This is a genomic window from Mycobacterium sp. NGS40, from assembly GCF_059812735.1.
Map to the genome: position 1 here is coordinate 62772 of NZ_JCALDG010000017.1, position 26179 is coordinate 88950.

Consider the following 26179-nt stretch of genomic DNA (forward strand, 5'->3'; position numbering starts at 1 on the left):
CCCGGTCCTTACTATCCGGTGTCCTATCGTGATGCGGTGACGATCGACGATTCCGCCATCATGCCCGAGGCGTTCTTCACTGTCGACGGCGACTCCTACATTCCGGGCCCGCTGACCAAAGGCCCGTGGGGCGCGGCGATGGGCGGCCAGATCGTCGGAGGCCTGTTGGGTTGGGGCATAGAACAATCGGGCATCGATCCGGACTTTCAGCCCGCCCGCCTGACCGTCGACTTGTTGCGACCCGTGCTACTGCGCCCGGTGCAGATTCAGACCTCGATACAACGGGAAGGCCGCCGCATCAGGCTGATCGACGCCGCCCTGATGCAACGCGGCGAGATCGTCGCGCGGGCCAGCGCGCTGTTCCTGCGCCGCGGCGATCATCCGGACGGCCAGGTGTGGTCCTTCCCGGTGCAGATGCCGGAGCTGCCGACGTTCTACGAGGGCTTCCCGGCCGACATGCCGTTTCACATCTGGGGATACGGCGCGACCTTCGAAGGCAGTCCCGGCATCTCCGCCGGCGAATGGGAGCAGTCGCACGCGCAGAAGTTCGCCTGGGCGAGGCTGTTTCGCCCGATGGTGCACGGCCACCCGCTGACGCCGTTTACCCGTCTGGCCTTCGCCGGCGATATCACCAGCTCACTGACGCATTGGGGCACAGGCGGATTGCGCTACATCAACGCCGACTACACCGTGACCGCGAGCCGACTGCCCGACGGTGAGTTCCTGGGGCTCGCCGCCCAAAGCCACTACGGCACGGCCGGTGTGGCCACCGGTGCGGCGACCCTGTTCGACTGCCACGGCCCCATTGGCACCAGCTCCGCGCTGGCGGTGGCACAGCCCGCGGACGCATTCAAACCGACCCACGCGTAGTACCGCCGCGTGGCTTGCACATCACTATCCGTGCACAGCCGCGGGACCAACTATCTGTTCCAGGTTCGTGCGCCCGAGAAGCGGGCATTGTCTCAAATTCGACAGCTCGGACGAATTATTGCCCGCCGGTCACTTCGAAAGCTCCCAGCTGCGGGCGAGATGATCAGGCAAGGCGAACTGCGCCCGCTCGCCGCCCCGCTCGAGTTTGAACATCTCGCGCAGGAGCTCGCCCGTGAACGGACGGACAATGTCCGAGACGAAGCCATAGCGCTCGGAATCGCTTTTGCCCGGGTTGCCAAAAACGCGAACGAAAAACCAGTTGGTGATGCACTGTATCCGCCTGACATCACCCCCCAGATTGGACCGCGGCACCAGTAGCAGGTCCGCAGTCTTGTCGCCGATCAGGTGGCGGATCAGTGGCGGGATCGTCTTGTCGAAGGTGTGCCCCGGCGTCAGCTGGTCGAGCAACAAGAGGAGCGCACGGGTCATGTCCTGCCCTTCTGGCGAAGCCCTGAACTGCCTGCGCCGGATGAGGTCGATTAGCGCGTCGGCCTCGGCGACGTCAAATACCAACAGCTCATCGCGCACGCCGAGCTGATGCCCGATGACATTCCATAAATGCAGGTAGGCGTCCTTGTCCTCGGCGAGCACCGGCGTGCCGAGATGATCCATCGGTTCGCCGACGACGAACCAGAAAACCAGCAACGTCGCGGCCAGGTCCTCCTGGTTGATCGGTGTACCCCAGTGGCGACGCCATAGGTTCGGCTGCTGTTGGCTGCGCTCTTGGATCAGCCGGCGCACCGCCGCGTGCATTAGCCGAATCTTCTGGATGGTGCGCCGGCCCACACCGTTCTCATCGAGGCCGCCGGGGTTGAGCACGTCGAACAGGAACTGGGCGGTCTCCATCACCCGTCGGCGTGCGTTGGTATCCAGCTGCGCGGTCAGATACAACACCTTCACGGCTTTGGCTGCCGCGTATGCCGACGGGAGCGACGCGCAGAACAAGCACAGCGTGATCTGGAGACCCATAGTCTCGAAAAGCTTCTGTCCGCGCGCGATCTTGTCCATGTCGGCCCACTCGGGCAGGTCTACGGTGTCTTCCAGGTACCTCTGGACTGCCTCAGGCAGCTCCGCGGGGACTGGTTGGTCGACGCGCACCAGCTTGTGAAGCAACGCATTGACCTCGCTGACACCGCCGTCTTCAAACACCGCATCGACCGCGCGGTCAGCCACCGGATCGCCTTGCTTCCGCATTGCGTTGAGCTTTGCGTTCGTCAACCCGGAGTCCCCTATTGCGCGCGACATACGCACAGCATGGCAGATTTTGCGTTCTTCGCAGGTTCTATTTTGGGGTGAAAATGCCGCGAACAACAACGACCCAAGACAAACGGGACCGAGTCCCGCTCCCCGACAAACCACCAAATGACGATTGGATGGCCGGTAGGTAACTGCTGGTGTAGAAGTATTTGACAACTTGCGATGTCTAATTTCAGAGGGCAGCGAAATCATCGAGGTGAATGAATGTGGGCGTCGGGGTGACCAGAAGTGTCGCGGGTACCGATCGGTCACGTTAGTCTTGGAGATTCTTGTTGCCACCGCATTTGTCTCCGAGTCGTGAGGACTGACGAGATGGTCGACGCGAATGACGAATTCATGCACGACCCAGGACCGCACCGTGTCTGGCAAGAAAGCTTCTTTTTCAGTTGGTTCGATCCCCAGTCGGACGCAACGGGCTTGGCCCGCATCGGATATCGTCCCAGCAATCACACCGCTGACGCGCTGCTGTACACCATGCGAAACGGCCGGGTTGAGGGCGGCTACGCCAGACTCAACGCCCGCTACACCGGCACCCCCGATCCTGGCCGCCTCGGCATCGGGGCCCTGGAGTTTCACATGAGCGAACCGATGTCGAAGTGGCGGGTACTGCTGCGGGGCCGCGACGAGGTGGATCTGACCTTTACTGCGCTGCACGCGCCGTACGATTTTCGCGCCGAAGCGCCTCCGGGCCAATACATTCCGCCCGGAATTGCCGATGTGCACATAGAGCAGTCCGGGCGGGTCACAGGCACGATAACGATGAACGGAGCGACCTACGAGATTGACGGCCTCGGTCAGCGAGACAAGTCCTGGGGAGACCGCGATTGGCGCACCATCGAAGGCTGGAATTGGATTCCGATGCTGTTCGGGCCAGACTTCACCATGAACTGCACCCTGCTGATCAACGGTGGACGGGCATACCCCTGCGGCTACATCCACCACGATGGCGCGAACCACGCGGTGACGGAGTTGGCCGTGGACTACGGAATGGCCGGCCTTCATGTACCGCGTACGTCGCGGATCACGGTCACCGACGTCAGCGGCTTGCGACTCGAGATTCAAGGCAGCGCTACCGCCCAATCATGCTTGTACCGAAAGGGTTTGGTGATCCAAGAGTCGGCGGCACGCTTTGAAACGACCATTGACGGTCAGCGCCGCAACGGGATTGGCTTGACCGAGCACGCGTGGCATGGCGGGCCACTCGGTCTGCTACGGGTGCTGCCACGCCTGCGCCCAGCGGCGCGGATGGTCATGCGATGATCACCGAGCTGAGATCCGCCACCCACCCGAGGGATTTACGTTGTCCAGCCACCGAGTTGCGCTGTCATGGCATTTCTTCTGCCCAAGCTAGGTGCCCATCAAACTCAAGCGATCTCGCCCTCTCGCTGTGTCGATCTCTGAAGTACACATAAGCCTCGGCGTCGCCTCGAGCCCGCGCCAGGAGAGCTTTTAGTCGCAGCTGCCAGATGTCGCGTATCACGAGACCCTCGTGTGCTGGCGCGGCTGCTATGTGCTCGATCGCGGCCTCGGCTTCGGCCAGGTCAGCCTCGGCCCCGCGGTCTAGCAGTGTCTCGACCAGAACACCGGTCGCTGGATCCTGCCAAACCCCGCACGCCAGCAACTGTCCCTCGCGCATGAGCGATATCGCCTCGTCGCGATCTCCGCCCCTAGCTCTTTCGCGCGCCAAGTACATCTTGACGATTGGCAATTCGCCCAGGTTGTGTCCTCCGCGCACGAACGCGTCGCCGACTTCCGCCAGGAGCTCCTGCCCACGGTCGCGCGCCGAAGCCGTCTGGCGGTGCACCAACGCGACGCCCAGGGCCATCCGGGTGTAGGCCAAAGCCACGTCATCCCCGGATCGTTCGACAATCCGGAGAGCATCTTCCGTCTCGCGCACCGCGCGATCGTCTGCCGTCAGGACTCCAAGCGGTATCCCCGCGTTGTAGATGTAGGCGACGGCCAAGGCGTATGACATTGGGTCGGCGTCGCGGGCCATGGCGAGGCCGTGCCGTAGGTCGTCTCGCCATCCGGGACGGCCCAGGCAATAACGGGCAATGGCGCGCGTCGTAAAGGCGCTCGCTAGCGGAGACCCGATAATGAAGTTGCCTTTGGATGGGTCGCCGTCGGCCAGGTCGATGACTCTCTGTGACCACCGCAGCACGTTACCCAACTCACCACTTGAACCTTTGCCGTAAATAGCCGCGGTGGACAGCCCCACCGTCAGGGCCGGATCGCCGATCGACTCGGCGAGGGCCCAGACTTCCGATGCCAGCTGCGAAGCCTCGCACGTCCGGGCCTGATGCGCGTGGTCCATCACTAGCCCCGCCATTGCGATGACGAGTGACGCCTTGTCGTCGGCGATGTCACACAACTCTCGCAATTCGTCGAAGCGGTCCCCTGCCGGATGTGCATGGACTCGCCAGGCGATCCCGCACAACATGGTGCGCGGGGCTATGCGCATGGCGGTGCGGTGCGCGTCCTCGGCGGGAAGTGCATCGGAGATTTTCCGGGCGCGCTCCCAGCTCAGACGCGCGGCGGCGATATCGCGATTGGTCGCCCACGTTGCGGCACGCATGTGCCAGCCGAACGCGGTGTGCCCATCACCGGCGGCCTCCAGGTGTTCGGCGATAAGGGCCGCGGACTGGTCGGCCGATCCTGGCTCGTTGGCTTCGATCATGGCGGCCAGCTGCCGATGCATCTGCGCTCGATCGGATTTGAGTTGTGATTCGTAGGCCACGGTGCGGATCAGTGGATGCCGAAACGCGTACTCGGCGCGTGGAGTGAACCGCACTTGATCGATGAGCTCAGCGTTGATCAGCTCGTCGACCCGCGGGTCGATGCCCAGGCTTGCCAGCAGATCGTAGCTGAACCGCGACCCGATGACCGCGGCCGCGGCAAGGGTCTGTTTACCCGCCGGGCTGAGCCGGTCAATACGCGCAGCGATCGCCGCCTGCAACGTTGCCGGCACACCGACCGCTGCCACATCGGTGCGACAGGTATAGCCGCCACGCTGCCCCACTAGCACGCCGCGTTCGGCGAGCTCACGCGCTATCTCCTCGGCGAAGAACGGATTACCGGCAGAGCGCGCGGCGATGATTTCGGCGACCTCGCCGACGGACGGATCGGGCCCCAGCAGTTCGGCGACCAGCATGGAGGTTTCCGATTTGCTCAGGGGCACCAGAGCAATCGTCTGTGCGCCTGGGACACGGTGCAGGGCTCCGTGGTATTCGGGGCGATAGGTGATTAACAGCAACGAGTGAGTCTGGGGGAACACCGCGACGAAATCAGCAAGCATGGATTCGCTGGCCTCGTCGATCCAGTGCGCATCCTCCACGATGAAAATTGCTGGTTGGGTGCGGGCCAGCTGAGCCGTGTTGATCAGCGCGGTCAAGCGCCGACGCCGCGCGTCCGGATCGATCTTGGGCAGCTCCACGTCGGGACCGGCGATGCCCAGCAGGTCATCGAGCAACAGGAGGTCCTGCGGATCGGCGTCGGGAAATTGTGCCCGCACGCGCGCCTGCGCGGTCTGATCGTCCAGACCACTCAACTGCCCGACTGCGCGCAACAGGCGCGCCACTACCCGGAACGGAACGTCGCTGGCATGTGATTCGCAGAATGTGAAAAACACCTCGACGCCACGGTCTTTCGCCAGCTGCACGGCTTCGCGGGCAAGTCGGGTTTTGCCAATACCAGGAGGACCGGTCACGCCCACCACCGACCCGCGTCCAGCCATCGACCGATCCAGCATCGCCGCCAGTGTGCCCAACTCCCACTCGCGGCCCACCAAAGTTGAATACGACGGACCGGTCTGCTGGCGCTGCTCGACTACTCCGAGCAGCCGTCGCGTCGGCACCACGTCGTCGCCTTTAATGTGCGTCATCTCCGGCTCTCCCAGCACCGCCACGCCCTCGACCAGCCGCGCAGTGGTTTCGCTGAGCACCACCCCACTCGGCGGAGCCACGGACTCCATCCGCTGAGCCAGCCCTACCTGCTCGCCAACTGCCGTGTAGCCCAACGCAGCCGAACCGATCTGACCGGCAATCACCTCGCCGGAATTCAGCCCTATCCGCAGCTGCAGATCGACAGCGTCGCGGCCTTCGACCACAACCGCCAGCCGCTTGGCCTCATCCTGAATAGCAAGAGCGGCCAAACACGCCCGCAGCGCGTGATCTTCCAAAGCCGCGGGCGCACCAAACACAGCCATCATGCCGTCACCGGTGAACTTGTCGACCCGACCGCCGTAGCGGCGCACCACCGTGGATGAACGGTTGAGCAGCTCGGTCACGATCTCGCGCCAGCGCTCTGCGCCGACCGCTGCCGCGATATCCATCGAGTGCACCACGTCGGCGAACAGCACCGTCACCTGCTTGAACTCGGCAAGGGTGCTCGACACCGCAACTGGCCCACCGCATTCATCGCAGAACTTAGCGTTCGACCGCAATTCTGCGCTGCAGTTCATACATGCGAACGTAACCGGCATACAGCACCACCGATCCCGAAGTACCACCCAACAATACGTCGAAAGCGTAACGTCAATACGACCTGTCGCGCGCGAAATGCAAGAGTGGTATTCACAAGGCGAATGACCTTGCGAATACCAGAGGCGTGCGCTGTGGTACCGAATTGTCCGCGGAGTACAGCGCTTGTGCGCGAGCGCATCGGTCATTGTGGCCGAGGCACAGCGGGACTAAGACAAAAAGAGCGAATTCTCGGGGCGCTGAGCAACGTCATTTTGACGTCCGCCCGCGCTGGGTGCTTCCCGTCTGACGTCTGGGCCATGACCGTCGTTTGGGTGTTCGCGGCTAATCAGTCGACGCATTGGCTCCCCCGCCAGCCATCCCACCGACCGGCCCGGCCGCGTCAGCGGCCCGGCCCGCAACCTCGCAACCTGTAGCGGAAGCGCCCCCCGCGGGAGTGGGTTCGCCGTTCCTTCGCGCAATGAGTCGCGTCGAGCCCGGTGCGTCGCCACCGATCATGCGGAGATCGCTGTTGTCCACTCCACGGGCTACGGAAACACGTTCGCCCTAAGTGATTTTCACTCCATCAGCTGGGCCGCGACGCTCGCCCCGAGGTTCCAGCATGCCTCGACGTCGTCCTTGCCCGGCTTACCCGAAACCGCCACGGTCGCAGCGGCTTTCACCCACCCCAGGCCCGTCGTGATGGCATCGACGGCGCGCTCGGCACCCTCAGTGCCCTCGTTGCCGTGCAGGTACAAGCCGAACGGGCGTCCCTGCGTCGAATCGAGCAATTGGTAATAGGCGCAATCGAATGCGTGCTTGAGAGCGCCCGACATGTAGCCGAGGTTGGCAGGCGTGCCGAGCAGATAGCCGTCGGCCGCCAGCATCTCGACCGGCGAGACCGTCAGCGCCGCCCGACGCACCACGTCCACCCCTTCGATCTCGGGATCGGTCGCCCCGGCCACCACCGCCTCGAACATCTCCTGGCAGTGCGGCGACGGCGTGTGGTGCACGATCAGCAGCGTCTTGCTCACGGGCGCCCCTCCAGCTCGACCGCCGTCTTCATGGCTTCCCGGGCGCGGCGGCGATCTCCCGCGTAGTCGTAGGCCCGCGCCAGCCGATACCAATGCCGCCAGTCGTCGGGGTGGGCTTCCACTTCGGTGCGCACGGTGGCGAACAGCGCGTCGGCGGCATCGCGCTGGATACGACCCGACGGCCGCCGCGGCAGCTCGCCGGCATCGAGTTCCATCCCCTCCTCGGCGATCAGCCGGGCCAGCTTCTGGTGGGCGAGTCCGGCGCGCAGCGTGGAGATCATCGCCCACAGCCCGATCACCGGCATGATCAACACCGCCAGCCCGAGGCCGACGGCGGCGGCCCGGCCCGAAGCGATCATCGCGACGGCCAACCGCCCCAGCAGCACGAAGTACAGCAACATCGCCGCGCACAGGAACGCGATCAGTAATTGCGTGCGCAGCAACCTGCTCATTGCAGGTTGAGCAGGGGCTCCAGCCCCACCGTCAGCCCGGGGTGTTCTTTGATGCGGCGCACCGCCAGCAGCACGCCCGGCACGAACGACGTGCGGTCCAGGCTGTCGTGGCGGATGGTCAGGGTCTCGCCCTCGGTGCCGAACAACACCTCCTGGTGGGCGACCAGCCCGGCCAGCCGCACCGAGTGCACCGGAATTCCGTCGACGTCGGCGCCGCGCGCTCCGGGTAAGCCGGTGCTGGTGGCATCGGGGTTGGGCGGCAAGCCTTTTCGAGATTCGGCGATCAGCTTGGCGGTTCGAGTCGCCGTGCCAGACGGCGCGTCGGCCTTGTGCGGGTGATGCAGTTCGACGACCTCAACGGAGTCGAAGAACGGCGCGGCCTGTTTCGCGAAATGCATGGACAGCACCGCCCCGATCGCGAAATTCGGCGCGATCAGCACGGAAGTTTTCGGGCTGTCGGCCAGCCACGACTCCACCTGTCGCAGCCGCTCGGCGGTGAAGCCGGTGGTGCCGACCACGGCGTGAATCCCGTTGCCAATCAAGAACTCCAGGTTGCCCATCACCACGTCGGGGTGGGTGAAGTCGATCACGACCTCGGTGTCGTGATCGGTCAGCAGACTCATCGGGTCGCCGGCGTCCACCTCGGCGGACAACGTCAGATCGTCGGCGGCCCGCACACCGGCGACCATCGCCGACCCGACCTTGCCCTTGGCTCCCAGCACTCCTACCCGCATGGCCTTCACCCTAGACGGGGGTGGGTCGTGGCTTTGTCCACAGTTGGGCGTTTGTCCACAGCCTTGGTATTCGCCGGGGCCGGGCCTGATGAAGACCGATAAAATTCGAACATGTATTCGATCGAAGTGGGCACGGAAGTGGCCGCCGCCCTGGACGCACTCGACGCGGGCGACGCCGCGATCAGCGCCCTCGACTTCGAGGTTTTGAGCCCCACCGTCCGGCTGCGAGTGCTCGAACGGATGGAAGCCTCGCGCCGACGACAGATTGCGTTGAGCCACGACATCATTGCGCGCTTGTCCGACGAGGAGCCGGCGAGGGTGGGTGGCCCGATCCACCAGGTCATTGCCGACTGCCTGCGGATCAGTTATGCCGAAGCTCGCCGACGGGTCAAGGACGCCGAACAACTATCCGGCCGCACCACCCTCACCGGTGCGGACCTGCCACCGGAGCTTCCGGCCACCGCAACGGTCTGGCGAGAAGGCCGGCTCGACGCGCAGCATCTGCGGGTAATTCAGGCTTTCGTCCGCGACCTTCCGGAAGCCACACCCGCCGACGAGGTCGAGGATGCCGAACGATTTCTCGCCCGGCAAGCCACCAAGCTACGTCCCGATCAGTTGCAAAGGGCCGCATATCGAATCGCGCTGCACATCAATCCCGATGGGAAGTTCTCCGATGCCGACCGAGCGCGCCGGCGCGGCTTCGCGTGGTGCGGCCAGCGCAGCGACGGGATGAGCATCGGAAAGCTCATCGCGTCACCAGAATTGCGTGCAAATCTCGAAGCGTGGTTCGCCCGATTCGCCGCGCCCGGCATGTGCAACCCAGACGATGAATACCCTTGCACTACCGGCGAACCCGCCGAGGCGGGCGTTGGCCGGGATGCGCGTACTCCGGGGCAACGTCAGCACGACGCGCTCAATGCGTTGGTCCGGGGCCAGTTGGGCGACCCGAAGCTCGGTCAGCACAACGGATTGCCGGTAAGCGTCATTGTGTCGACCACGCTGCAGGAGCTGACGACGGGCGCGGGCCGAGCGGTGACGGGTGGCGGAACGCTGCTGCCCATGCGGGATGTGATCCGGATGGCGGGCCACGCTTACCACTATCTTGCCGTATTCGACGACCATCAGAGCCGGCCACTGTATCTCGGCCGATCGCGCCGAGTTGCCACACCGGATCAGCGGGTGGTCCTGTACGCCAAGGACCGCGGCTGTACGCACCCGGGCTGCGACGCTGCAGGGTATTGGTGCGAAGTCCACCACATCGAGGAATGGGCCGGCGGCGGCGCAACCGATGTCGACAACCTCACCTTCGCGTGTAGACCCCACCACAAACTCGCGGGAATAGGTTGGCGGACAAGGAAATCAGCCAACGGTCGCACCGAATGGATTCCACCGCCGCAGTTTGAATCCGGCCCGCGCACCAACGACTACCACCACCCGGAGAGAGTTCTGGGCGATGACGCTACCGCTTGAACCGCCCGGCGAATGCGCGCAGCGGAAGGTCGGCACTGGTGATCAGCCCGGGCGGCGCCGCTACCACCGACCTGATGGAGGCCAGGGCGGGCATGCCGGTCACCGTCATGCCGATGGAGGCGAAGTTGTCCGGGTTGGACAGGTCGACGCCGGGCTTCGGGAAGATCATGTGTTTGTTGTAGATACACGGGTCGCCCTTGATCTGGGTGATGTAGCAGCCCTTGATATCCCAGTGCGGATCGGTGTGCGGGGTCATCTGCCATTCCAGGTGCGTCTCGACTCGGGGCACCCCGTCCACCATGCCTTGATACTTGATGTAGTTGCCGCCCAGCGAACCCTTGGGCAGGATGTACCAGCCCAGGTCGACATCCTTTGTGCACGCGCCCAACTCGTAACTGAACTTGACCTCGTCGAGTTTGACGTCGAAGCAGTCGGCCATCAGCAGCACACTGTCGGCGAACACGCGGGTGTACTTCTCAAGCTTGCCCGGGATCGACGGATCGTCAACCGGCAGGCCGTAACCCACCTCGATCCAGGTGTCCTTGGAGTGGTGACACGACACATCGACGGACTCGATCGTGGTGACGTTTTCGATGTCGGCGACGTCGGCCGAGCACACCACACCGAGAATCTGGTTGAGCCCCGGGTTCATCCCGGTGCCGTAGAAGGTCGCACCGCCCTTCTCGCACGCCTCGGCCAGCAACTGGGTCACCAGTTTGCCGGACGGGTGCGGATGGTTGGTGTCGCGGTGCCAGCCGGTGATCCAGTCGGCGGTGGTGACGATATCGATGCCCGCCTCAAGCACTTTGACATAGAGGTCCTCGTCGGGAAACACGCCGTGGAACGTCAGCACGTCGGGCTTGGCAGCGATGATTTCCTCGATGCTCCCGGTGAACTTCACCCCGTTGGCCCCCATGCCGGCGAACTCGCCGGTGTCCTTTCCGACTTTCTCCGGCGAATAGGCATGCACACCAATGAGTTCGAGATCAGGCTGGGTCGCGATCCGCCTGATCATCTCCGACCCGACGTTTCCACTTCCGACTTGGAAGACGCGAATCGGTCCAGCGGGTGCATTCATTGCATTCAGCCTTTCTGGGATGCTGCGTACACTTCGGCGGCGCTGCCACCGATTCCGTCGGGATAAAACTGCTTGGCCCACTTACGGATTGCCGTGAACCCTTCGTACTCGTCATTGGCGAGCGCGGGCGGATCCGAATAGCGCTGGTGTCGCCAGATTTCGATGTCCTGCTCGAACTGCCGGATGACTTCTCGGCCGAACTCCTGGGCCTTCGCCTCGGCGCGCACCGGATCCTTGTGCGGCGCCCGGCCGATGTACACCATGAACCGCACATCGGACGTGCACTCGTCGACCGGGGTGATCGCCGAGATGGTGCGGTTGTCGACCATGCCCCAGCTCTTGGTCACCGCGATGCCCAGCCCGCCGTTGATCGCCTCGACGCCGCTGTTCACGTCTTCGATCCGCTGCCCGTCGTCGCCCTCGAAGGTGATGGTGAAGTCCACGAAAGACACGGGTTCGCCGAAGTCGTGGCGAGTGAACACCGGCACGATCGGCGTGTTGTGCACGTACTTGAAGTGCGCGAAGTCCACCCCGTTTTCCAGCACGTACTGCGGGTGCAACTCCAGGCCGGCGCGGTACAACCGCTGCTGCGGGTAGTAGCCGTCGGCACTGCTGCCGTCGCCGAACGCGGCGAACACGTCCGGGGCGTCGAAGAACGGCTCGCGACGGTCGACGTCGTGCCAGATGTAGACCGACTCGTTGCGCTCCACCACGGGATAGGTGCGCACCCGGCGGCCGCGATTGGGGCGGTCCTGATACGGAATGCACACGTTGCGGCCCTCGTTGCTCCACTGCCAGCCGTGGAATGGGCACTGCAACACCTCGCCGACGACCTTGCCGCCGTAACCCAGATGCGCACCCAAGTGCTCGCAATAGGCGTTCATGACGGTGAGCTGCCCGGAGTCAGCCCGCCAGGCGACCATTTCCTGGTCGAAGTACTTCATCCTGTGGACGTCCCCGACGCCGATCTCCTCGGACCAGGCGACCTGGAACCATCCGGTCGGTTTCATCGACAACGGCGGCTTAGCCATCGAACTCAGGCATCAGAGCTGTCCTCCTCGCAACGAATGATAGCGGCGCCAGTCAATAATCAACGTACCCTCTATGAAAATCTAGTCCGCTCCGCCGCGGCGTGCAAACAATCGATTAGGATCGGCCGATGGCACAGCGGGCTACCAGGCACGTTTCGGAGGCCGGCATCGTGGGCCGGCGGCCGAACCGGCGCGGCAGCGCTACTCGCGAGAACATGCTCGAGGCCGCATTGCGATCGCTGGGCTCGGGCGAGCCGGGGTCGGTGTCGGCCAATCGCATCGCCAAAGACATCGGCGCCACCTGGGGCGCGGTGCAATACCAGTTCGGCGACACCGACGGGTTCTGGGCGGCCGTGCTGCACCGTACCGCCGAGCGACGGGCGGCGACGTTCTCGTCACTGTCGACGCCGGTCCAACCGAACGCCCCCCTGCACGAGCGGGTCAGCGCCATCATCGAAACCTTGTACCGCGGTCTGGCGTCGCCGGATTCGCGCGCGATCGAAAATCTGCGTGCCGCCCTCCCCCGCGACCCCGCCGAGCTGGAGCGCCTGTACCCGCGCACCGCCGCCGAGTTGTTCTCCTGGGGCAAGAGCTGGCTGGAGACCTGTCAGAACGCCTTCGCGGGGCTCGACGTCGATCCGGACCGGGTCCGGGAACTGGCCGCGCTGATCCCGGGCGCGATGCGCGGCCTGGTGTCCGAGCGTCAACTGGGCTCCTATGCCGACCTGGACATGGCGCGGCGTGGTCTGACGAACGCCCTAGTCGCTTACCTCGAGCATTCCCGGGCGGATTGACCTTAAGGTGGCCCTGTGAAATCGAAGGACGTCAAGATCCGCAGGGCCGGACCGGGCGATTTCGAGAAGGTCGCGGCGATGCACTATCCGGTGTGGCGGCGGTCGTTCGCCGGCATCCTGGACGATTACCTGCTCGACCTGATCGCAACGCCGCAATTGTGGGCCACGGTGAAGTACCCGGAAGCGCTCAATCAGCCGGGATGGGGCATGTGGGTCGCCGAGGCCCGCGGCAAGCTATTGGGGATGACGGTCTTCGGGCCTGAGTCCGCCAGCAGCGATGACCTGCAAATCGACGCCCTCTACACCTGCGACGATGCCAAGGGCCTCGGAGTCGGTGTGCGCCTGCTGAACAAGGCCGTCAATGCCAATCCGTCGGGCGACGTGGTTCTGTGGTGTGCAGAAAAGAATGACACGGCGCGACAATTCTATGAAGACAACGACTTTCAACTTGACGACCGCACGCTCGTCTGGCAGCCGCTGCCCGGCGTCACGGTGCGCCATGTGGGCTACCGGCGTCATCGGTCGGCGCCCGCAGGCTGAGCGCTCAGGCGTCGATGACGAGCCGGCCGGCTTTCGCCCGCGACACGCAGACCAGCATCTCGTCGCCGCCGACCGCCGTGCGCCCGCGGTGGTCGACCTGTCCGGCAAGCACTTTGACTTTGCATGTCCCGCAGAAGCCTTGCTGGCAGGAATAAGGCGTGGTCGGGTCAAGGTCTCGCATCACGTCGAGCGCGGACCGATTCGCCGGAACATCGAGGCGCCGCTGTGAGCGCGCGAGCTCAAGTTCGAATGCAACGCCGTCGACGACCGGTGGCGGACTGAATCGCTCGTAATGCAAAGGCGCATCGGCGTGTTCGTTGCGGGCTATGCGAACCGCCTCGAGCATCCCGGCCGGGCCGCACACGTAGACGGCGGTCATCGGCCCGGCGCCGACGAGCAGGTCATCGACGGCGGCACAGCGGCCCTGTTCGTCGTCGGCCCAGATGGTCACCCGGTCCGGGGCCACCGCCGTCACTTCGTCGAGCAACGGCATGTATTCCCTGCTGCGCCCGGCATAGATTGCGCGCCAATTGATTCCGCGTTGCCGGGCGATCTGGATCATCGGCAGAATGGGCGTCACGCCGATGCCGCCGATCACGAACAACACGTCACGCTCGGCCGAACCGAGATAGAAGGCGTTACGCGGGCCTTCGAACTCACATGTGGAGCCGACGTCGAACGCGTCGTGCATTTCAATCGAACCGCCTCCGCCGTCGGCGATTCGCCGTATCGCGATGCGGTAGTCGGTGCGCCGGCCGGGCGGACCGCACAGCGAGTACTGGCGGCGCCGGCCCGAGGGCAGCACCATGTCGATGTGACCGCCGGGCGTCCAGGACGGGAGCAACCCGCCATCCGGGTCGGCCAGGGTCAGCGCGACGACATCGGGTGCGACGAGTTCACGCTTGGTCACGACGGCGACCCGGGTGCGCCGCACCGGCTTGATCCGCGACGGCTCCCACCGCGACACCGCGCTGAATCCGTCGTACAACGCCCGGATCCCCCACAACGCCGTGCCGAGACGGTCGCGTTCGCGCCGACCGTAAAGATCGGTGGGCCTACTGGCCCAGATACTCTCCCGCACAGTCAAATCCCCCACCATGCTTACGTCGGCCGAATGTCCAGCCGGGCAAGCAGCCGCACGGCGCCCGGACTGATCCGGCGCATCGCGTAGCCGATTCTGGACTCGGCGGCGACCGGTAGCACCGCTGGCCCGGTCTTGATCGCCCTGACGATGGCCTCGGCCACGGCCTGCGGGGTGTAGTTGCGGCGCCGGTAGGCCGCGTCGGCCCTGTCCCGGGCCCGCTCCTGCTCGGCATCCGACATCCCAGCGTAGACAGTGCTTTTGGCGATATCGGTGTTGACGAATCCGGGGCACACCGCGGTGACGGCAATGCCCTCGTCGGCGAAGTCGGCGCGCAGCGACTCGCTGAACCCCAGCACCGCCGCCTTCGTGGTGCTGTAGGCGACCATGAATTTCGACGGCAGGTACGCCGACGCCGAGGCCACGTTGATGATCGTCCCGCCCTCGCCACGCTCGACCATCTGCGCGCCGAAAGCCCTGCTGCCGGTGATGACACCACGCAGGTTGACCCCGATGATGTCCTCCCAGTTCCCCGGGCTGGTCTCCAGGAACCGGCCCGCCATGCCGATGCCGGCGTTGTTCACCAAGATGTCGACCACACCGTGGTCGTTGAGGACTTGGGCGGCAAGGTCGTTCATCGACGCTTCGTCGCTGACGTCGGCTTGGTACACCACGGCCTCGGCGCACGCGGCACGAACGGCATCCGCAGTTTCGTTGGCCGCGTTAAGGTTTCGATCGACGATAATCACCTTGCGAGCACCATGGCGGGCAAGTTCCACCGCGGTGGCCCGGCCGATGCCGGCACCCGCGCCGGTGATCAACGCGAGCTTGCCCGGGATCTCGTGCGGGCCGCCTTGCACCGCGGGCTCGCCGGCGGGGGCCGCGCCGCCGACGCTGCGATCGACCCACTCGCTGGTGAGCCGGGCCACCACATCGGGGCGAGACGTCACCACCCAGTGACCACCCTCGATCGAAACCACCCTGCCCCCAGCGGGAATCGCGCCGGTGAAGCGCTGCAGCGCGGGAGTCACGAAGAGGTCCATGCGCGGCACCAGCACCTGAACCGCGACGTTGGTCTTCGGCAGTTCGCGTCCGGGCCTCAACATCGGCGCGGGCATGTTGGCCCGGTACAGGTTCAACCCGTTGACATAGTCCGCGGTCGATCGCGGCGTCGCGCGACGTTGACTGCGCGTGCTCGACCGGCCGATGCGTTCGATGGCCTCAACGACTTTGGCGCCGATTCCGGAATGAAACGCCGCTTCCGGCACGCCCGGGCACAGGAAGAAGCCGATGTAGGTCGAAGCCATCAGCTGGCCCGCGACCTGGGCCAGCCCCCGCGGGTTGCGCGCCGAGCGCAAGAACCTGCCCGCGTATTGCAGATGCGGTCCCGAGATCGAGGTGAACGTCGCGATCTTGTCCATCATCGATTCATCGGTGATGGCCGCCCAGGCCTGGATCGAGCCCCAGTCGTGGGCCAGCAGATGGACCTTCTCGACACCCAGGCTGTCGATCACCGCGCCGAGATCGGAAACCAGATGCTCGAACGCGTACCCGGATTGCTTTGCCGGACGCGATGATTCGCCGGCGCCGCGGACGTCGTAGGCAACGAAGTTGTATCGGCCGGCGTAGTTCTGCCCGAATTCCTCGGCGATCGGGTCCCAGACGTGATGGTTATCGGGCCAGCCGTGAATGGCAAGAATGGTCGGGCGCGACGCGTCGATTTCGGTGTAACGATGGACGGCCAGGGCCACACCGTTGGATGCGGTGAATCCGAAGTCAATGGTCATAGCTCAGTGCGACGCCCTCGCTGCAGGAGAGACGGCCAGATAGTCGACTGCTTGCCCAAGCCCGCCCAATTGCGACGGGTGGAAGCCCGGCCGGTAGTAATCGGCGATACCACGCAGGAATCGTAGCGGGCCGGGCAACAGGCCGCGGCGGACTGCTTTGACGTAGTCACGCCAGCGCGGCTTGGTGCCCGGCGACAGCAGCGGGTCCACCGAATAGAGGTAGCGCACGCCACGGATCCACAGCAGCAACATCGCCGGAGAGACCACCAGCTGCGCACGTACCTGCCGCCAATACCCGGCCCGCAGGTGCTTCATCGTGTCGAAGGCGACCGCCTTGTGCTCGACTTCTTCGGCGCCGTGCCAGCGCAGCATGTCCAGCATCACCGGATCGGTGCCGATCGCGTCGTGTGCGGGGGTGTTCAGGATCCACTCACCCAAGATCGCGGTGTAGTGCTCGATCGCGGAGATGAACGAGACCTGCTCGAGCAGCCAGCTGTCCTGGCGCCGTTTGCTCCACCCGGGCCGCGACCCCAGTACCTTCTCGAACATCCACCTGACCTGGCCGGTGTAGGGCGTCACGTCGATGCCGCGGGCGTCGAACCGGGCGAGCACGCCCGAGTGCGCCTGCGAATGCACCGCCTCCTGACCGATGAAGCCCTGCACATCCAGCCGCAGCTGGTCGTCCCGGATCAGCGGCAGCGCGCGCTTGAACACCTCGACGAAAAACTCCTCGCCGGCCGGCAGCAGCAGGTGCAAAACGTTGAGCATGTGGGTGGTAAACGGCTCGTCGGGCACGTAATGCACCGGCAGCGTCGCCCAGTCGAAGGCCACGTCACGCGCCTCGAGCACGAGGCGCTCACGATCGAGCGACGCGTCATGCGGACCCGCGGCCTGGTCGTCGACGGTGAACATACGGCCCCCTACCTCAGCGTTTACTTTGACTGAAAGTCGTCTCGGTGAACATCGGGCATGGCAATTATAGGTTCGCCGCACGAATATGCGAAACCGGCGGTACCGGGTTCCTCGCGAGGTCTACCCGGCTTCGGCACGCTGCTTGAGGCGCTGCAGCGTGAGCTCGATGTTCTTGGTGTTGGCGGCCACCCGGTCGGTGACGCCGGTCGCCCTGCCGGAGAGCTTGCGGAACCAGCCGGGCCGCCGGTCCCAGGTGCTTTCGGTCACCAGGCAGCCGCCGTCGGACGCGACGATGTCGTATTGCCAGCGCGCAATGGGAAAAACGGTGTGCCGCACGTCGAACGCGAACCGTCGGCCCGGCTCCGCGTCGGTGACGGTGCACCTCGTGTTCCACCGCTTGCTGCCGTTTTCGTTACGGCCGGTGAACACCGCGCCCTGACCCGCCGCGTCGCCCTTGCACCACCGCATCGCAACCGCCTCTTCGGCCAGCGAGGTCAGCGTCGGCAAATCGGTGATCAGCGAATAGACCACATCGGGACGGGCGTCGATCTGGACAGTGGCCGACACGCACGGGTCGCTCATCCGCAGATCCTAAGCCTAGATCGGCGCGGCTCCACGGAGATGTTCGAAGATCAGCGAGGTCTGAGTTCCGGCGACGTCGGCGTCGGCGTTGAGGTTCTCCACCACGAAGGAACGCAGGTCCTCGGTGTCGCGGGCGGCGACATGCAGGATGAAATCGTCGGCACCCGCAAGGAAATAGACGTCCATCACCTGGCGGCGCCCCCGGATCTGGTGGATGAAGCTGCGGATCTTGCCGCGCGCGCTGGATTGCAAGGTCACCGAGATCATCGCCTGCAGCGGCATTCCCACCGCGACCGGATCGATGTCGGTGAAGAAACCGCGAATCACGCCGAGGTCGACCAGCCGCCGTACCCGCCCGTGACACGTGGACGCCGCGATGCCGACCGCCTCGGCCAGGGCGTTGTTGGTTATCCGGGCATCGGCGTGCAGCAGGCTCAGAATTCTGTGGTCCACCGCATCGAGATCGGCGGGCCGAAGATCCTTCGGCCTGTCGCCCGCCAGGCCCACGAGTTCCGTTGACTCATCAGTCATACGCCGATCTTATGGAATTAACATCAGCCTGTTTGCCGCTTGCCCGAACTTTCTTCACAATTGACGGCATGCGAGTCGGCATTCCCACCGAGACCAAAAACAACGAGTTCAGGGTGGCCATCACCCCGGCAGGCGTCGCCGAACTGACGCACCGCGGCCACGAGGTGCTGGTGCAGGCCGGCGCCGGAGAAGGGTCGGCAATCACCGACATGGAGTTCAAGGCCGCGGGTGCACAGCTGCTCAGCTCCGCCCAGCAGGTGTGGGCCGATGCCGACCTGCTGCTCAAGGTCAAGGAACCGATGCCCGCCGAGTACGCGCTGCTGCGCGCCGGGCAGGTGCTGTTCACCTACCTGCATCTGGCCGCGTCGGACACCTGCACCAACGCGCTATTGTCTTCCGGCACAACGTCGATCGCCTACGAGACCGTGCAGACCGCCGATGGCGCACTGCCGCTGCTGGCCCCGATGAGCGAAGTCGCGGGCCGGCTGTCGGCTCAGATCGGCGCCTACCACCTGATGCGGACGCAGGGCGGACGCGGCGCATTGATGGGCGGGGTGCCGGGCGTCAAGCCCGCCGACGTCGTGGTCATCGGCGCCGGCACGGCCGGTTACAACGCGGCCCGGATGGCCAGTGGCATGGGGGCCAGTGTCCGGGTGCTCGACCTCAACATCGACAAGCTGCGACTTCTCGACGCCGAGTTCACCGGCCGTATCCAGACCCGCTACTCGTCGACCTACGAGCTCGAGGGCGCGGTCAGACACGCCGACCTGGTGATCGGGGCCGTGCTGGTGCCCGGCTCCAAGGCGCCGAAGTTGATCTCGAATTCGCTTGTCGCACAGATGAAAAAAGGCGCCGTGCTGGTGGACATCTCGATCGACCAGGGCGGCTGCTTCGAGGACTCGCGGCCGACCACCCACGACGACCCGACGTTCACGGTGCACGACGTCCTGTTCTACTGCGTGGCGAACATGCCCAGCGCGGTCCCGAAGACCTCGACCTACGCGCTGACCAACGCGACGATGCCGTACGTGCTCCGGCTCGCCGACCAGGGCTGGCAGCAGGCCTGCCGGTCGGATCCGGCTCTGGCAAAAGGCCTTTCGACACACGAAGGCGCGCTGCTGTCCGAGCGGGTGGCCGCCGACCTGAGCCTGCCGTTCACCGACCCGGTCGGCGTGCTGGCCTGACGCTCAGCCGGTCAGCCATCTCAGCACCGATTTCGTCACCTCGACGATCAGCGGCCGCAGCGCATCGGCGTTAGAGTTGGCCGACCGCGAACGCGTCATCACCGACAGCAACGCGCGCTGCCCGGCCGGCCCGTACACCATGCCGACGTCGTTGGTGCTGCCGTAGTCCCCGGTGCCGGTCTTGTCGGCGCTGGTCCACCCCGGCGGCAGGCCCGCCCGCATGCTCGAGGTCACATTGTCGCGCATCCACTGTTCCAGCTGACGGCGCTGCGCGTCACCCAGAACCGTTCCGCTGAGCAGGTTTTGGACTCCGGTGCCAAGCGCGCGCGGGGTGCTGGTATCGCGGGGGTCGCCGGGGATCGCGGTGTTCAATTCGATCTCGCAGCGATCGAGCCGGGTGCGCTCGTCTGCAATGGAGCGAGCGAAGTCGGTGATGGCGGGCGGTCCGCCGATCTGCGCCAGCAGCAGGTTGGCGGCCACGTTGTCGCTGCGCTGCAACGCGGCCGCGCACAGTTGCGCGAGAGGCACGGTGTTGCCGGCCCGCGGCGCGGTCACCGGCGAGTTGGGCAGTAACGCGGCGGGATCGATGAAAATCGGTTGCTGCAAATCCAATTCGCCGTGCTGTGCCATCTGCAACACCCGCGCCGCGGCGTAGACCTTGAACGTCGAGCACATCGCGAAGGGATCGTCGTCGCGATGGGCGCAGGTGCGCCCCGACCCGGGATCTGCCGCGAAAAGGCCGATGTAGGCGTCGTATTGGCGCTCGAGCTCAGCCAGGCGACCGTAGACCGGCGGCGGATCGGCATGTGCGGGTGGTGCGCACGCGCTCAGCACCGGGGTCGTCATCGCGGCCACCAACAACCGCCGGCGGGTTAGTTCTGACACGCTCGGTTAGTCGTCGGGGTTCAGGCTCGCGACGATGTCGGCCACCGGACCCGCCTGCGCCTCGCGGAACGACGTTCCCGCCCAAAGGCTCATGCCCTGGGGATCTTCCCGCTCGGTCGCCGCCTCCCGAATCGGCAACGTCATCTGGTTCACCTCGGGATAGCCCAGGGGCGCCACGTTGTCGAACAGGCGAATGAATTCGTTCTCCAGGCTGCGCGCATACCGTCCCGAGAACGCCCGCGTGACGATGGTCTTGGAAAAGAGTTGATTCTTCATGGCGACGCGTTGACCGGTGCTGGTGCCGGCTTCGTCGCTGAGCAGCAGCGCGGTGCCCACCTGCGCGGCCACCGCGCCCCGGCGCAGCACACCCGCGACATCCTCGGCGGTGCCCAGGCCACCCGCGGCGATGATCGGGACGTCGCGATGTGCCCGATGGATGCGGTCGATCAGCTGATGCAGCGACTCGCCGCCGGGATCCATGTCGGGTGCGAAGGTGGCGCGGTTCCCGCCGGCATTCGGACCCTGGACCACCAGGCTGTCCGCGCCGGCGGCGACGGCCACCCCGGCTTCATAAAGCGACGTCACCGTCACCATCACCAACAGTCCGAGAGCACCGAAGCGCCGGATCACATCCGGCGACGGCACTCCGTAGGTGAACGACACCAGTTCCGGGCGCAGGTCGGCGACGACTTCGAGCTTGCGCGCCCAGTCGTCGTCGTGCCCGAATTCGGGCCGGCCCACATAAACCTGGTAGTGCTCGGCGATCGCTTCGAGGGCCTCCGCGTAATAGTCCAACGCCACCCAGTCGGCGACACTGGGTTGCGGCACAAGCAGGTTCACCCCGAGCGGGCCGGTGGTGGCAGCGCGCGCCGCGGCGACATCCTGCGCAAACTGGTCGGCACTGACGTACCCGGCGGGAACGAAACCGAGTCCGCCCGCGTTGGACACCGCCGCCGCCAATGCCGGGCTGCCGGGTCCGCCCGACATCGGTGCGCCCACGATGGGCACCGCGATATCCCAAAAACCCAGCACCATCTGGCTAGTCCGGCGACGACGAGCGCCGGCACGGCGGAAGTGATAAGACGGACATTGAGCTACCGTACCATCGCCCGAAGTTGTTGCGGCAGTGATCGTTTCGAAGCATACGGGCCAACCACCGCGGCGCCGTAACGCTTGGTCAGCAGCTGGCTGGCCACCGCGTTGACCTCGTCGACGGTGACGTCATCGATCTTCCGCAGGGTGTGCTCGATGCTGCGGTGCTTGCCATAGTTCAATTCGCTACGACCGATGCGGCTCATACGAGAACTGGAGTCTTCCAGGCCAAGGACGATCCCGCCACGCATGGAGCCCTTGGCGATGCGGCACTCCGCCTCGGTGATGCCGTCGCGGGCCACCGATTCGAGCACCTCGGTGGTCACCCGCATCACGTCGGCGAACCGCTCGGGCAGGCAGGCCGCATAGACCGACAGCGCGCCGCTGTCGGAGAACATGTCGACCGAGGAGTAGACCGAGTAGGCCAGTCCGCGCAATTCGCGAACCTCTTGAAACAGCCGGGAGCTCAACCCGCCACCCAGCGCGGTGTGCAGCACCGACAGCGCCCACCGGTGTTCCCACCCGCGTCCGGGCGTGCGCACCCCCAGCAAGACGTGGGTCTGCTCGGCGTCGCGTTTGGCCATCGACAGTCCCGGTTGGCCGTTCACGCGCCCGGTGCCCTTGCGCGGCGAAATGGGCTGGCGCCCACGCACCAAACGAGATCCGAAGTGCCGGCGCACCAAGGCGACCACCTCGTCGTGGTCGACGTTGCCGGCTACCGCGACCACCATCCGCTCGGGTGTATAGCGCCGCACGTGGAAGGAGTGCAGCTGCGCGCGGGTCATCGCCGACACCGATTGCGCGGTACCGATCACCGGGCGCCCGACCGGATGATCGCCGAAGAGCGCCGCGAGGAACATGTCCCCCAGCGCGTCTTCGGGGTCGTCATCGCGCATCGCGATTTCTTCGAGGACGACGTCACGTTCGAGCTCGACGTCTTCGACGGCGCAGCGGCCGTTGAGGACCACGTCGGCGACCAGGTCGACGGCCAGCGCGAGATCGCTGTCGAGCACGTGCGCGTAGTAGCAGGTGTGCTCCTTGGCGGTGAACGCGTTCAGTTCGCCGCCGACGGCGTCCATCGCCTGGGCGATGTCGACCGCGGTGCGCGTCGGCGTCGACTTGAACAGCAGGTGCTCGAGGAAGTGCGCCGCACCGGCGACGGTCGCGCCCTCGTCCCTCGACCCGACACCGACCCACACCCCGACCGACGCGGACCGCACCGCGGGCAGGTATTCGGTGACCACCCGCAGACCACCCGGCAACGTGGTGCGGCGCACCGTGGCCTGCAGCGCAGGTTCAGCCTCGGCGGCGTGCTTGCCCCGCCGCAGGGCACCCACTCGACCGGGGCGCGCCCCGGGTAAGTCAGCTGCTGGCTGTCGCGGCATCGGCCGGCGCGGTCTCCGGGGAATCGGCAGCGGGGGCTGCGCTGTCATCCTCGACCAGGACCAGCGAGATCTTGCCCCGCTTGTCGATGTCGGCGATCTCCACGCGCAACTTGTCACCGACGTTCACCACGTCCTCGACCTTGGCGATGCGCTTGCCCTTGCCGAGCTTGGAGATGTGCACCAGACCGTCGCGGCCCGGCAGCAGCGACACGAAGGCACCGAAATCCGTTGTCTTGACCACGGTTCCGAGGAATCGCTCACCCACCGTCGGCAGCTGCGGGTTGGCAATGGCGTTGATCCGGTCGATCGCGGCCTGTGCCGAGGGACCATCGGTGGCGCCGACGAACACCGTGCCGTCGTCCTCGATGGAGATCTGCGCGCCGGTCTCCTCGGTGATCGCGTTGATGACCTTGCCCTTGGGCCCGATGACCTCACCGATCTTGTCGACCGGCACCTTGATGGTGGTCACCCGCGGGGCGTACGGGCTCATCTCGTCGGGGGCGTCGATGGCCTCGGCCATCACCTCGAGGATCGTCAACCGCGCATCCTTGGCCTGGGCCAGCGCACCCGCGAGCACCTGCGACGGGATCCCGTCGAGCTTGGTGTCCAGCTGCAGCGCGGTGACGTAGTCCTTGGTGCCGGCGCACTTGAAGTCCATGTCGCCGAAGGCGTCCTCGGCACCCAGGATGTCGGTCAGCGTGACGAAGCGGCGCTCGGTCGTACCGTCGACTTCGACGTCGTCGGAGACCAGGCCCATCGCGATACCGGCCACCGGCGCCTTCAGCGGAACCCCCGCGTTCAGCAGCGCCAGCGTCGACGCGCAGACCGATCCCATCGACGTCGAACCGTTGGAGCCCAACGCTTCCGACACCTGACGGATCGCGTAGGGGAATTCCTCGACGCTGGGCAGCACCGGGATCAGCGCCCGCTCGGCCAGGGCGCCGTGCCCGATCTCACGCCGCTTCGGCGAACCGACGCGGCCCGTCTCGCCGGTGGAGAACGGCGGGAAGTTGTAGTGGTGCATGTACCGTTTGGAGGTTTCCGGCCCCAGCGAATCGATCTGCTGAGCCATTTTGACCATGTCCAGCGTGGTCACCCCCAGGATCTGGGTCTCACCCCGCTCGAACAGCGCGCTGCCGTGCGCCCGCGGCACGATGGCCACCTCGGCCGACAGGGCGCGGATGTCGGTGATGCCGCGACCGTCGATGCGGAAGTGATCGGTCAGGATGCGCTGGCGCACCAGCTTCTTGGTCAGCGAGCGGAACGCGGCGCTGACCTCTTTCTCACGGCCCTCGTAGGTCTCGGCAAGCCGCTGGGCCACCTCGGCCTTGAGCTCGTCGGTGCGCGCGTCGCGCTCGGCCTTGCCGCCGATGGTCAGCGCCTTGGCCAGCTCGTCGGTGGCCACCGAGGCGACCGCGTAGTAGACGTCTTCGGCGTAGTCCGGGAACGTCGGGTAGTCACCGACGGGCTTGGCGGTCGCGTCGGCCAGCTCCTGCTGCGCGGTGCACAGCGCCGCGATGAACGGCTTGGCGGCTTCCAGGCCTTCCGCCACAACGGTTTCCGTCGGCGCCTTGGCGCCGCCCTCGACGAGCTCGATGAGCCGTTCGGTGGCCTCAGCCTCGACCATCATGATGGCGACGTCGGGCTTGCCGTCGGCGTCGGTGCCGACAATGCGGCCGGCCACGACCATGTCGAACACGGCCCGCTCGAGCTGCTCGACGGTCGGGAACGCGACCCACTGGCCGTCGATCAGCGCGACCCGCACGCCCCCGACGGGGCCGGAGAACGGCAGCCCGCTGATCTGGGTGGAGGCCGACGCGGCGTTGATCGCCAGCACGTCGTACAGGTCGTTGGGGTCCAGGCTCAGAATCGTGACGACGACCTGGATCTCGTTGCGCAACCCGGAGATGAACGAGGGCCGCAGCGGGCGGTCGATCAGCCGGCAGGTCAGGATCGCGTCGGTGGACGGTCGGCCCTCGCGACGGAAGAACGAACCGGGGATTCGCCCGGCGGCGTACATCCGCTCTTCGACGTCGACCGTCAGCGGGAAGAAGTCGAAGTGTTCTTTGGGTGCCTTGCTGGCGGTCGTGGCCGACAGCAGCATGTTCTCGTCGTCGAGGTAGGCGACGACGGCACCGGCGGCCTGCTGGGCCAGCCGGCCGGTCTCGAAGCGAATGGTGCGGGTACCAAAGGTCCCGTTGTCGATTGTGGCGGTCGACTCGAACACGCCCTCATCAATTTGAGCTACAGACATTAGGTGTCCGTACAGCCTCTCTGAGTATTCAGCTATTTCGCGTCGTCACGCGCGAGTGCCCAAAGAGCTTCCCGGAAGGAAAAGTCTGAATACGGCTACGGCCATCGATCGAAGCGGCCGACCTGCCCCTGATCCGGGGAGCCCGGCTGCCACTACCGAAGACCGCCCGATACAGACTGGGCTGCTCTCTCGGAACGTGCGCAGTGACACGCTGGAACGGCACCCGCGGATCTGCGTGGACCGCACCATTTGCTCGGGCCAGACAGGCCCAGAACGCATCCACTCTACATGGGCGAACTTAGCCCGCCAGAGTGACGTGGGGGTGGCGCCGCGTCAGCGACGCAGGCCCAGCCGATCGATCAGCGAGCGGTAGCGCTCGACGTCGACCTGCGAGATGTACTTGATCAGCCGGCGCCGGCGACCGACCAGCAGCAGCAGACCGCGCCGCGAGTGGTGGTCGTGCTTGTGCACCTTGAGGTGCTCGGTGAGGTCGGCGATCCGCTTGGTCAGCAGCGCGATCTGCGCCTCCGGCGATCCGGTGTCGGTGTCATGCAGGCCGTACTGGCCCAGAATTTCTTTTTTCTGCTCGGCAGTAAGCGCCACGAAATTAACTCCATCGATCGGTCCGCGAATGTTCACAATCAAGGCACGGCCGCCGCGAACCGCAGCACGCGCCGATGTCGTCCGGAAGTTTAGCAGCCGCGGGCTG

Annotated in this window: 23 protein-coding genes; 6 read left to right on the forward strand and 17 right to left on the reverse strand. The window is 65.6% G+C overall.

What is annotated here, in order from left to right:
* Positions 1-36 precede the first annotated feature (36 nt).
* Positions 37-870 (forward strand): thioesterase family protein, encoded by an 834-nt coding sequence (locus AC5Y5O_RS23300; protein ID WP_207768495.1) that lies wholly within the window; start codon positions 37-39, stop codon positions 868-870.
* Between the two features lie 129 nt (positions 871-999).
* Here AC5Y5O_RS23300 and AC5Y5O_RS23305 read toward each other — a convergent pair whose 3' ends face one another.
* A complete protein-coding gene (locus AC5Y5O_RS23305) occupies positions 1000-2103 on the reverse strand; it encodes an oxygenase MpaB family protein (protein ID WP_165796337.1) in 1104 nt (367 codons plus the stop codon).
* A 381-nt stretch (positions 2104-2484) separates the two neighbouring features.
* On the opposite strand from AC5Y5O_RS23305, the gene AC5Y5O_RS23310 reads away from it, so the two are divergent.
* Positions 2485-3447, forward strand: a complete 963-nt coding sequence (locus AC5Y5O_RS23310; RefSeq protein ID WP_207768494.1) for a DUF7064 domain-containing protein — start codon at positions 2485-2487, stop codon at positions 3445-3447.
* A 64-nt stretch (positions 3448-3511) separates the two neighbouring features.
* Here the strand turns inward: AC5Y5O_RS23310 and AC5Y5O_RS23315 are convergent, their stop codons facing one another.
* From AC5Y5O_RS23315 to dapB, 4 genes are all read right to left on the reverse strand, one after another.
* Entirely contained in the window at positions 3512-6667 is a 3156-nt protein-coding gene (locus AC5Y5O_RS23315; RefSeq protein ID WP_096286278.1) for an adenylate/guanylate cyclase domain-containing protein, read from the reverse strand.
* Positions 6668-7222: 555 nt separating this feature from the next.
* A complete protein-coding gene (locus AC5Y5O_RS23320) occupies positions 7223-7624 on the reverse strand; it encodes a flavodoxin family protein (RefSeq protein ID WP_165796385.1) in 402 nt (133 codons plus the stop codon).
* A gap of 50 nt (positions 7625-7674) precedes the next feature.
* Entirely contained in the window at positions 7675-8130 is a 456-nt protein-coding gene (locus tag AC5Y5O_RS23325) for a hypothetical protein (RefSeq protein ID WP_096286274.1), read from the reverse strand.
* A complete protein-coding gene (gene dapB / locus AC5Y5O_RS23330; RefSeq protein WP_096291004.1) occupies positions 8127-8864 on the reverse strand; it encodes a 4-hydroxy-tetrahydrodipicolinate reductase in 738 nt (245 codons plus the stop codon). Before dapB ends, AC5Y5O_RS23325 begins: the two co-directional genes overlap by 4 nt.
* Positions 8865-8975: 111 nt before the next feature.
* Between dapB and AC5Y5O_RS23335 the strand changes: the two genes are divergently transcribed.
* Positions 8976-10334: an HNH endonuclease signature motif containing protein gene (locus AC5Y5O_RS23335; RefSeq protein ID WP_096286272.1), complete on the forward strand. Its 1359-nt coding sequence runs from the start codon at positions 8976-8978 to the stop codon at positions 10332-10334.
* Here the strand turns inward: AC5Y5O_RS23335 and AC5Y5O_RS23340 are convergent.
* Both AC5Y5O_RS23340 and AC5Y5O_RS23345 read right to left on the reverse strand, forming a co-directional pair.
* On the reverse strand, positions 10324-11412 hold the full coding sequence (locus tag AC5Y5O_RS23340; protein ID WP_096286270.1) for an NAD(P)H-dependent amine dehydrogenase family protein: 1089 nt from the start codon (positions 11410-11412) through the stop codon (positions 10324-10326). The two genes, AC5Y5O_RS23335 and AC5Y5O_RS23340, sit on opposite strands and share 11 nt — an antisense overlap.
* Before the next feature lie 5 nt (positions 11413-11417).
* Complete coding sequence (locus AC5Y5O_RS23345; RefSeq protein WP_096286268.1) at positions 11418-12443, reverse strand: aromatic ring-hydroxylating dioxygenase subunit alpha; 1026 nt, start codon at positions 12441-12443, stop codon at positions 11418-11420.
* Positions 12444-12658: 215 nt separating this feature from the next.
* On the opposite strand from AC5Y5O_RS23345, the gene AC5Y5O_RS23350 reads away from it, so the two are divergent.
* Both AC5Y5O_RS23350 and AC5Y5O_RS23355 read left to right on the forward strand, forming a co-directional pair.
* Positions 12659-13237, forward strand: a complete 579-nt coding sequence (locus AC5Y5O_RS23350) for a TetR/AcrR family transcriptional regulator (protein ID WP_096291003.1) — start codon at positions 12659-12661, stop codon at positions 13235-13237.
* A gap of 15 nt (positions 13238-13252) precedes the next feature.
* A complete protein-coding gene (locus AC5Y5O_RS23355; RefSeq protein ID WP_243393839.1) occupies positions 13253-13777 on the forward strand; it encodes a GNAT family N-acetyltransferase in 525 nt (174 codons plus the stop codon).
* Between the two features lie 4 nt (positions 13778-13781).
* Here AC5Y5O_RS23355 and AC5Y5O_RS23360 read toward each other — a convergent pair whose 3' ends face one another.
* The 5 genes from AC5Y5O_RS23360 to aldR all read right to left on the reverse strand — a co-directional run bounded on the left by AC5Y5O_RS23360 (position 13782) and on the right by aldR (position 18670).
* On the reverse strand, positions 13782-14876 hold the full coding sequence (locus AC5Y5O_RS23360; RefSeq protein WP_096286266.1) for a PDR/VanB family oxidoreductase: 1095 nt from the start codon (positions 14874-14876) through the stop codon (positions 13782-13784).
* A gap of 2 nt (positions 14877-14878) precedes the next feature.
* Positions 14879-16645, reverse strand: coding sequence for an SDR family oxidoreductase (locus tag AC5Y5O_RS23365; protein WP_096286264.1), 1767 nt, complete (start codon positions 16643-16645; stop codon positions 14879-14881).
* 3 nt (positions 16646-16648) lie between these two features.
* Complete coding sequence (locus AC5Y5O_RS23370; protein ID WP_096286262.1) at positions 16649-17557, reverse strand: metal-dependent hydrolase; 909 nt, start codon at positions 17555-17557, stop codon at positions 16649-16651.
* A 120-nt stretch (positions 17558-17677) separates the two neighbouring features.
* The gene (locus AC5Y5O_RS23375; protein WP_096286260.1) at positions 17678-18139 is read right to left on the reverse strand and encodes an SRPBCC family protein; all 462 of its coding nucleotides are present in this window, start codon (positions 18137-18139) and stop codon (positions 17678-17680) included.
* 15 nt (positions 18140-18154) lie between these two features.
* Positions 18155-18670 (reverse strand): HTH-type transcriptional regulator AldR, encoded by a 516-nt coding sequence (aldR, locus tag AC5Y5O_RS23380; protein ID WP_207768492.1) that lies wholly within the window; start codon positions 18668-18670, stop codon positions 18155-18157.
* 68 nt (positions 18671-18738) lie between these two features.
* On the opposite strand from aldR, the gene ald reads away from it, so the two are divergent.
* Positions 18739-19854, forward strand: a complete 1116-nt coding sequence (gene ald, locus AC5Y5O_RS23385) for an alanine dehydrogenase (RefSeq protein ID WP_096286258.1) — start codon at positions 18739-18741, stop codon at positions 19852-19854.
* Positions 19855-19857: 3 nt separating this feature from the next.
* Here ald and bla read toward each other — a convergent pair whose 3' ends face one another.
* The 5 genes from bla to rpsO all read right to left on the reverse strand — a co-directional run bounded on the left by bla (position 19858) and on the right by rpsO (position 26073).
* The gene (gene bla, locus AC5Y5O_RS23390) at positions 19858-20739 is read right to left on the reverse strand and encodes a class A beta-lactamase (protein ID WP_423790867.1); all 882 of its coding nucleotides are present in this window, start codon (positions 20737-20739) and stop codon (positions 19858-19860) included.
* A gap of 6 nt (positions 20740-20745) precedes the next feature.
* Positions 20746-21774: a nitronate monooxygenase gene (locus AC5Y5O_RS23395; RefSeq protein ID WP_096286256.1), complete on the reverse strand. Its 1029-nt coding sequence runs from the start codon at positions 21772-21774 to the stop codon at positions 20746-20748.
* 59 nt (positions 21775-21833) lie between these two features.
* On the reverse strand, positions 21834-23216 hold the full coding sequence (locus AC5Y5O_RS23400; RefSeq protein WP_096290999.1) for a M16 family metallopeptidase: 1383 nt from the start codon (positions 23214-23216) through the stop codon (positions 21834-21836).
* Positions 23194-25470 (reverse strand): polyribonucleotide nucleotidyltransferase, encoded by a 2277-nt coding sequence (locus AC5Y5O_RS23405; protein ID WP_096286254.1) that lies wholly within the window; start codon positions 25468-25470, stop codon positions 23194-23196. The genes AC5Y5O_RS23400 and AC5Y5O_RS23405 overlap by 23 nt, the downstream gene beginning before the upstream one ends.
* 333 nt (positions 25471-25803) lie before the next feature.
* A complete protein-coding gene (rpsO, locus tag AC5Y5O_RS23410; RefSeq protein WP_096290998.1) occupies positions 25804-26073 on the reverse strand; it encodes a 30S ribosomal protein S15 in 270 nt (89 codons plus the stop codon).
* Positions 26074-26179: the final 106 nt, after the last annotated feature.

What these genes read in the sequence shown, in the direction of transcription:
- AC5Y5O_RS23315 (WP_096286278.1), bottom strand. Translation starts at nt 6,667, where the DNA reads ATGCCGGTTACGTTCGCATGTATGAACTGCAGCGCAGAATTGCGGTCG.
- AC5Y5O_RS23320 (WP_165796385.1), bottom strand. Translation starts at nt 7,624, where the DNA reads ATGTTCGAGGCGGTGGTGGCCGGGGCGACCGATCCCGAGATCGAAGGG.
- AC5Y5O_RS23325 (WP_096286274.1), bottom strand. Translation starts at nt 8,130, where the DNA reads ATGAGCAGGTTGCTGCGCACGCAATTACTGATCGCGTTCCTGTGCGCG.
- dapB (WP_096291004.1), bottom strand. Translation starts at nt 8,864, where the DNA reads ATGCGGGTAGGAGTGCTGGGAGCCAAGGGCAAGGTCGGGTCGGCGATG.
- AC5Y5O_RS23335 (WP_096286272.1), top strand. Translation starts at nt 8,976, where the DNA reads ATGTATTCGATCGAAGTGGGCACGGAAGTGGCCGCCGCCCTGGACGCA.
- AC5Y5O_RS23340 (WP_096286270.1), bottom strand. Translation starts at nt 11,412, where the DNA reads ATGAATGCACCCGCTGGACCGATTCGCGTCTTCCAAGTCGGAAGTGGA.
- AC5Y5O_RS23345 (WP_096286268.1), bottom strand. Translation starts at nt 12,443, where the DNA reads ATGGCTAAGCCGCCGTTGTCGATGAAACCGACCGGATGGTTCCAGGTC.
- AC5Y5O_RS23350 (WP_096291003.1), top strand. Translation starts at nt 12,659, where the DNA reads ATGCTCGAGGCCGCATTGCGATCGCTGGGCTCGGGCGAGCCGGGGTCG.
- AC5Y5O_RS23360 (WP_096286266.1), bottom strand. Translation starts at nt 14,876, where the DNA reads ATGGTGGGGGATTTGACTGTGCGGGAGAGTATCTGGGCCAGTAGGCCC.
- AC5Y5O_RS23365 (WP_096286264.1), bottom strand. Translation starts at nt 16,645, where the DNA reads ATGACCATTGACTTCGGATTCACCGCATCCAACGGTGTGGCCCTGGCC.
- AC5Y5O_RS23370 (WP_096286262.1), bottom strand. Translation starts at nt 17,557, where the DNA reads ATGTTCACCGTCGACGACCAGGCCGCGGGTCCGCATGACGCGTCGCTC.
- AC5Y5O_RS23375 (WP_096286260.1), bottom strand. Translation starts at nt 18,139, where the DNA reads ATGAGCGACCCGTGCGTGTCGGCCACTGTCCAGATCGACGCCCGTCCC.
- aldR (WP_207768492.1), bottom strand. Translation starts at nt 18,670, where the DNA reads ATGACTGATGAGTCAACGGAACTCGTGGGCCTGGCGGGCGACAGGCCG.
- ald (WP_096286258.1), top strand. Translation starts at nt 18,739, where the DNA reads ATGCGAGTCGGCATTCCCACCGAGACCAAAAACAACGAGTTCAGGGTG.
- AC5Y5O_RS23395 (WP_096286256.1), bottom strand. Translation starts at nt 21,774, where the DNA reads ATGGTGCTGGGTTTTTGGGATATCGCGGTGCCCATCGTGGGCGCACCG.
- AC5Y5O_RS23400 (WP_096290999.1), bottom strand. Translation starts at nt 23,216, where the DNA reads ATGCCGCGACAGCCAGCAGCTGACTTACCCGGGGCGCGCCCCGGTCGA.
- AC5Y5O_RS23405 (WP_096286254.1), bottom strand. Translation starts at nt 25,470, where the DNA reads ATGTCTGTAGCTCAAATTGATGAGGGCGTGTTCGAGTCGACCGCCACA.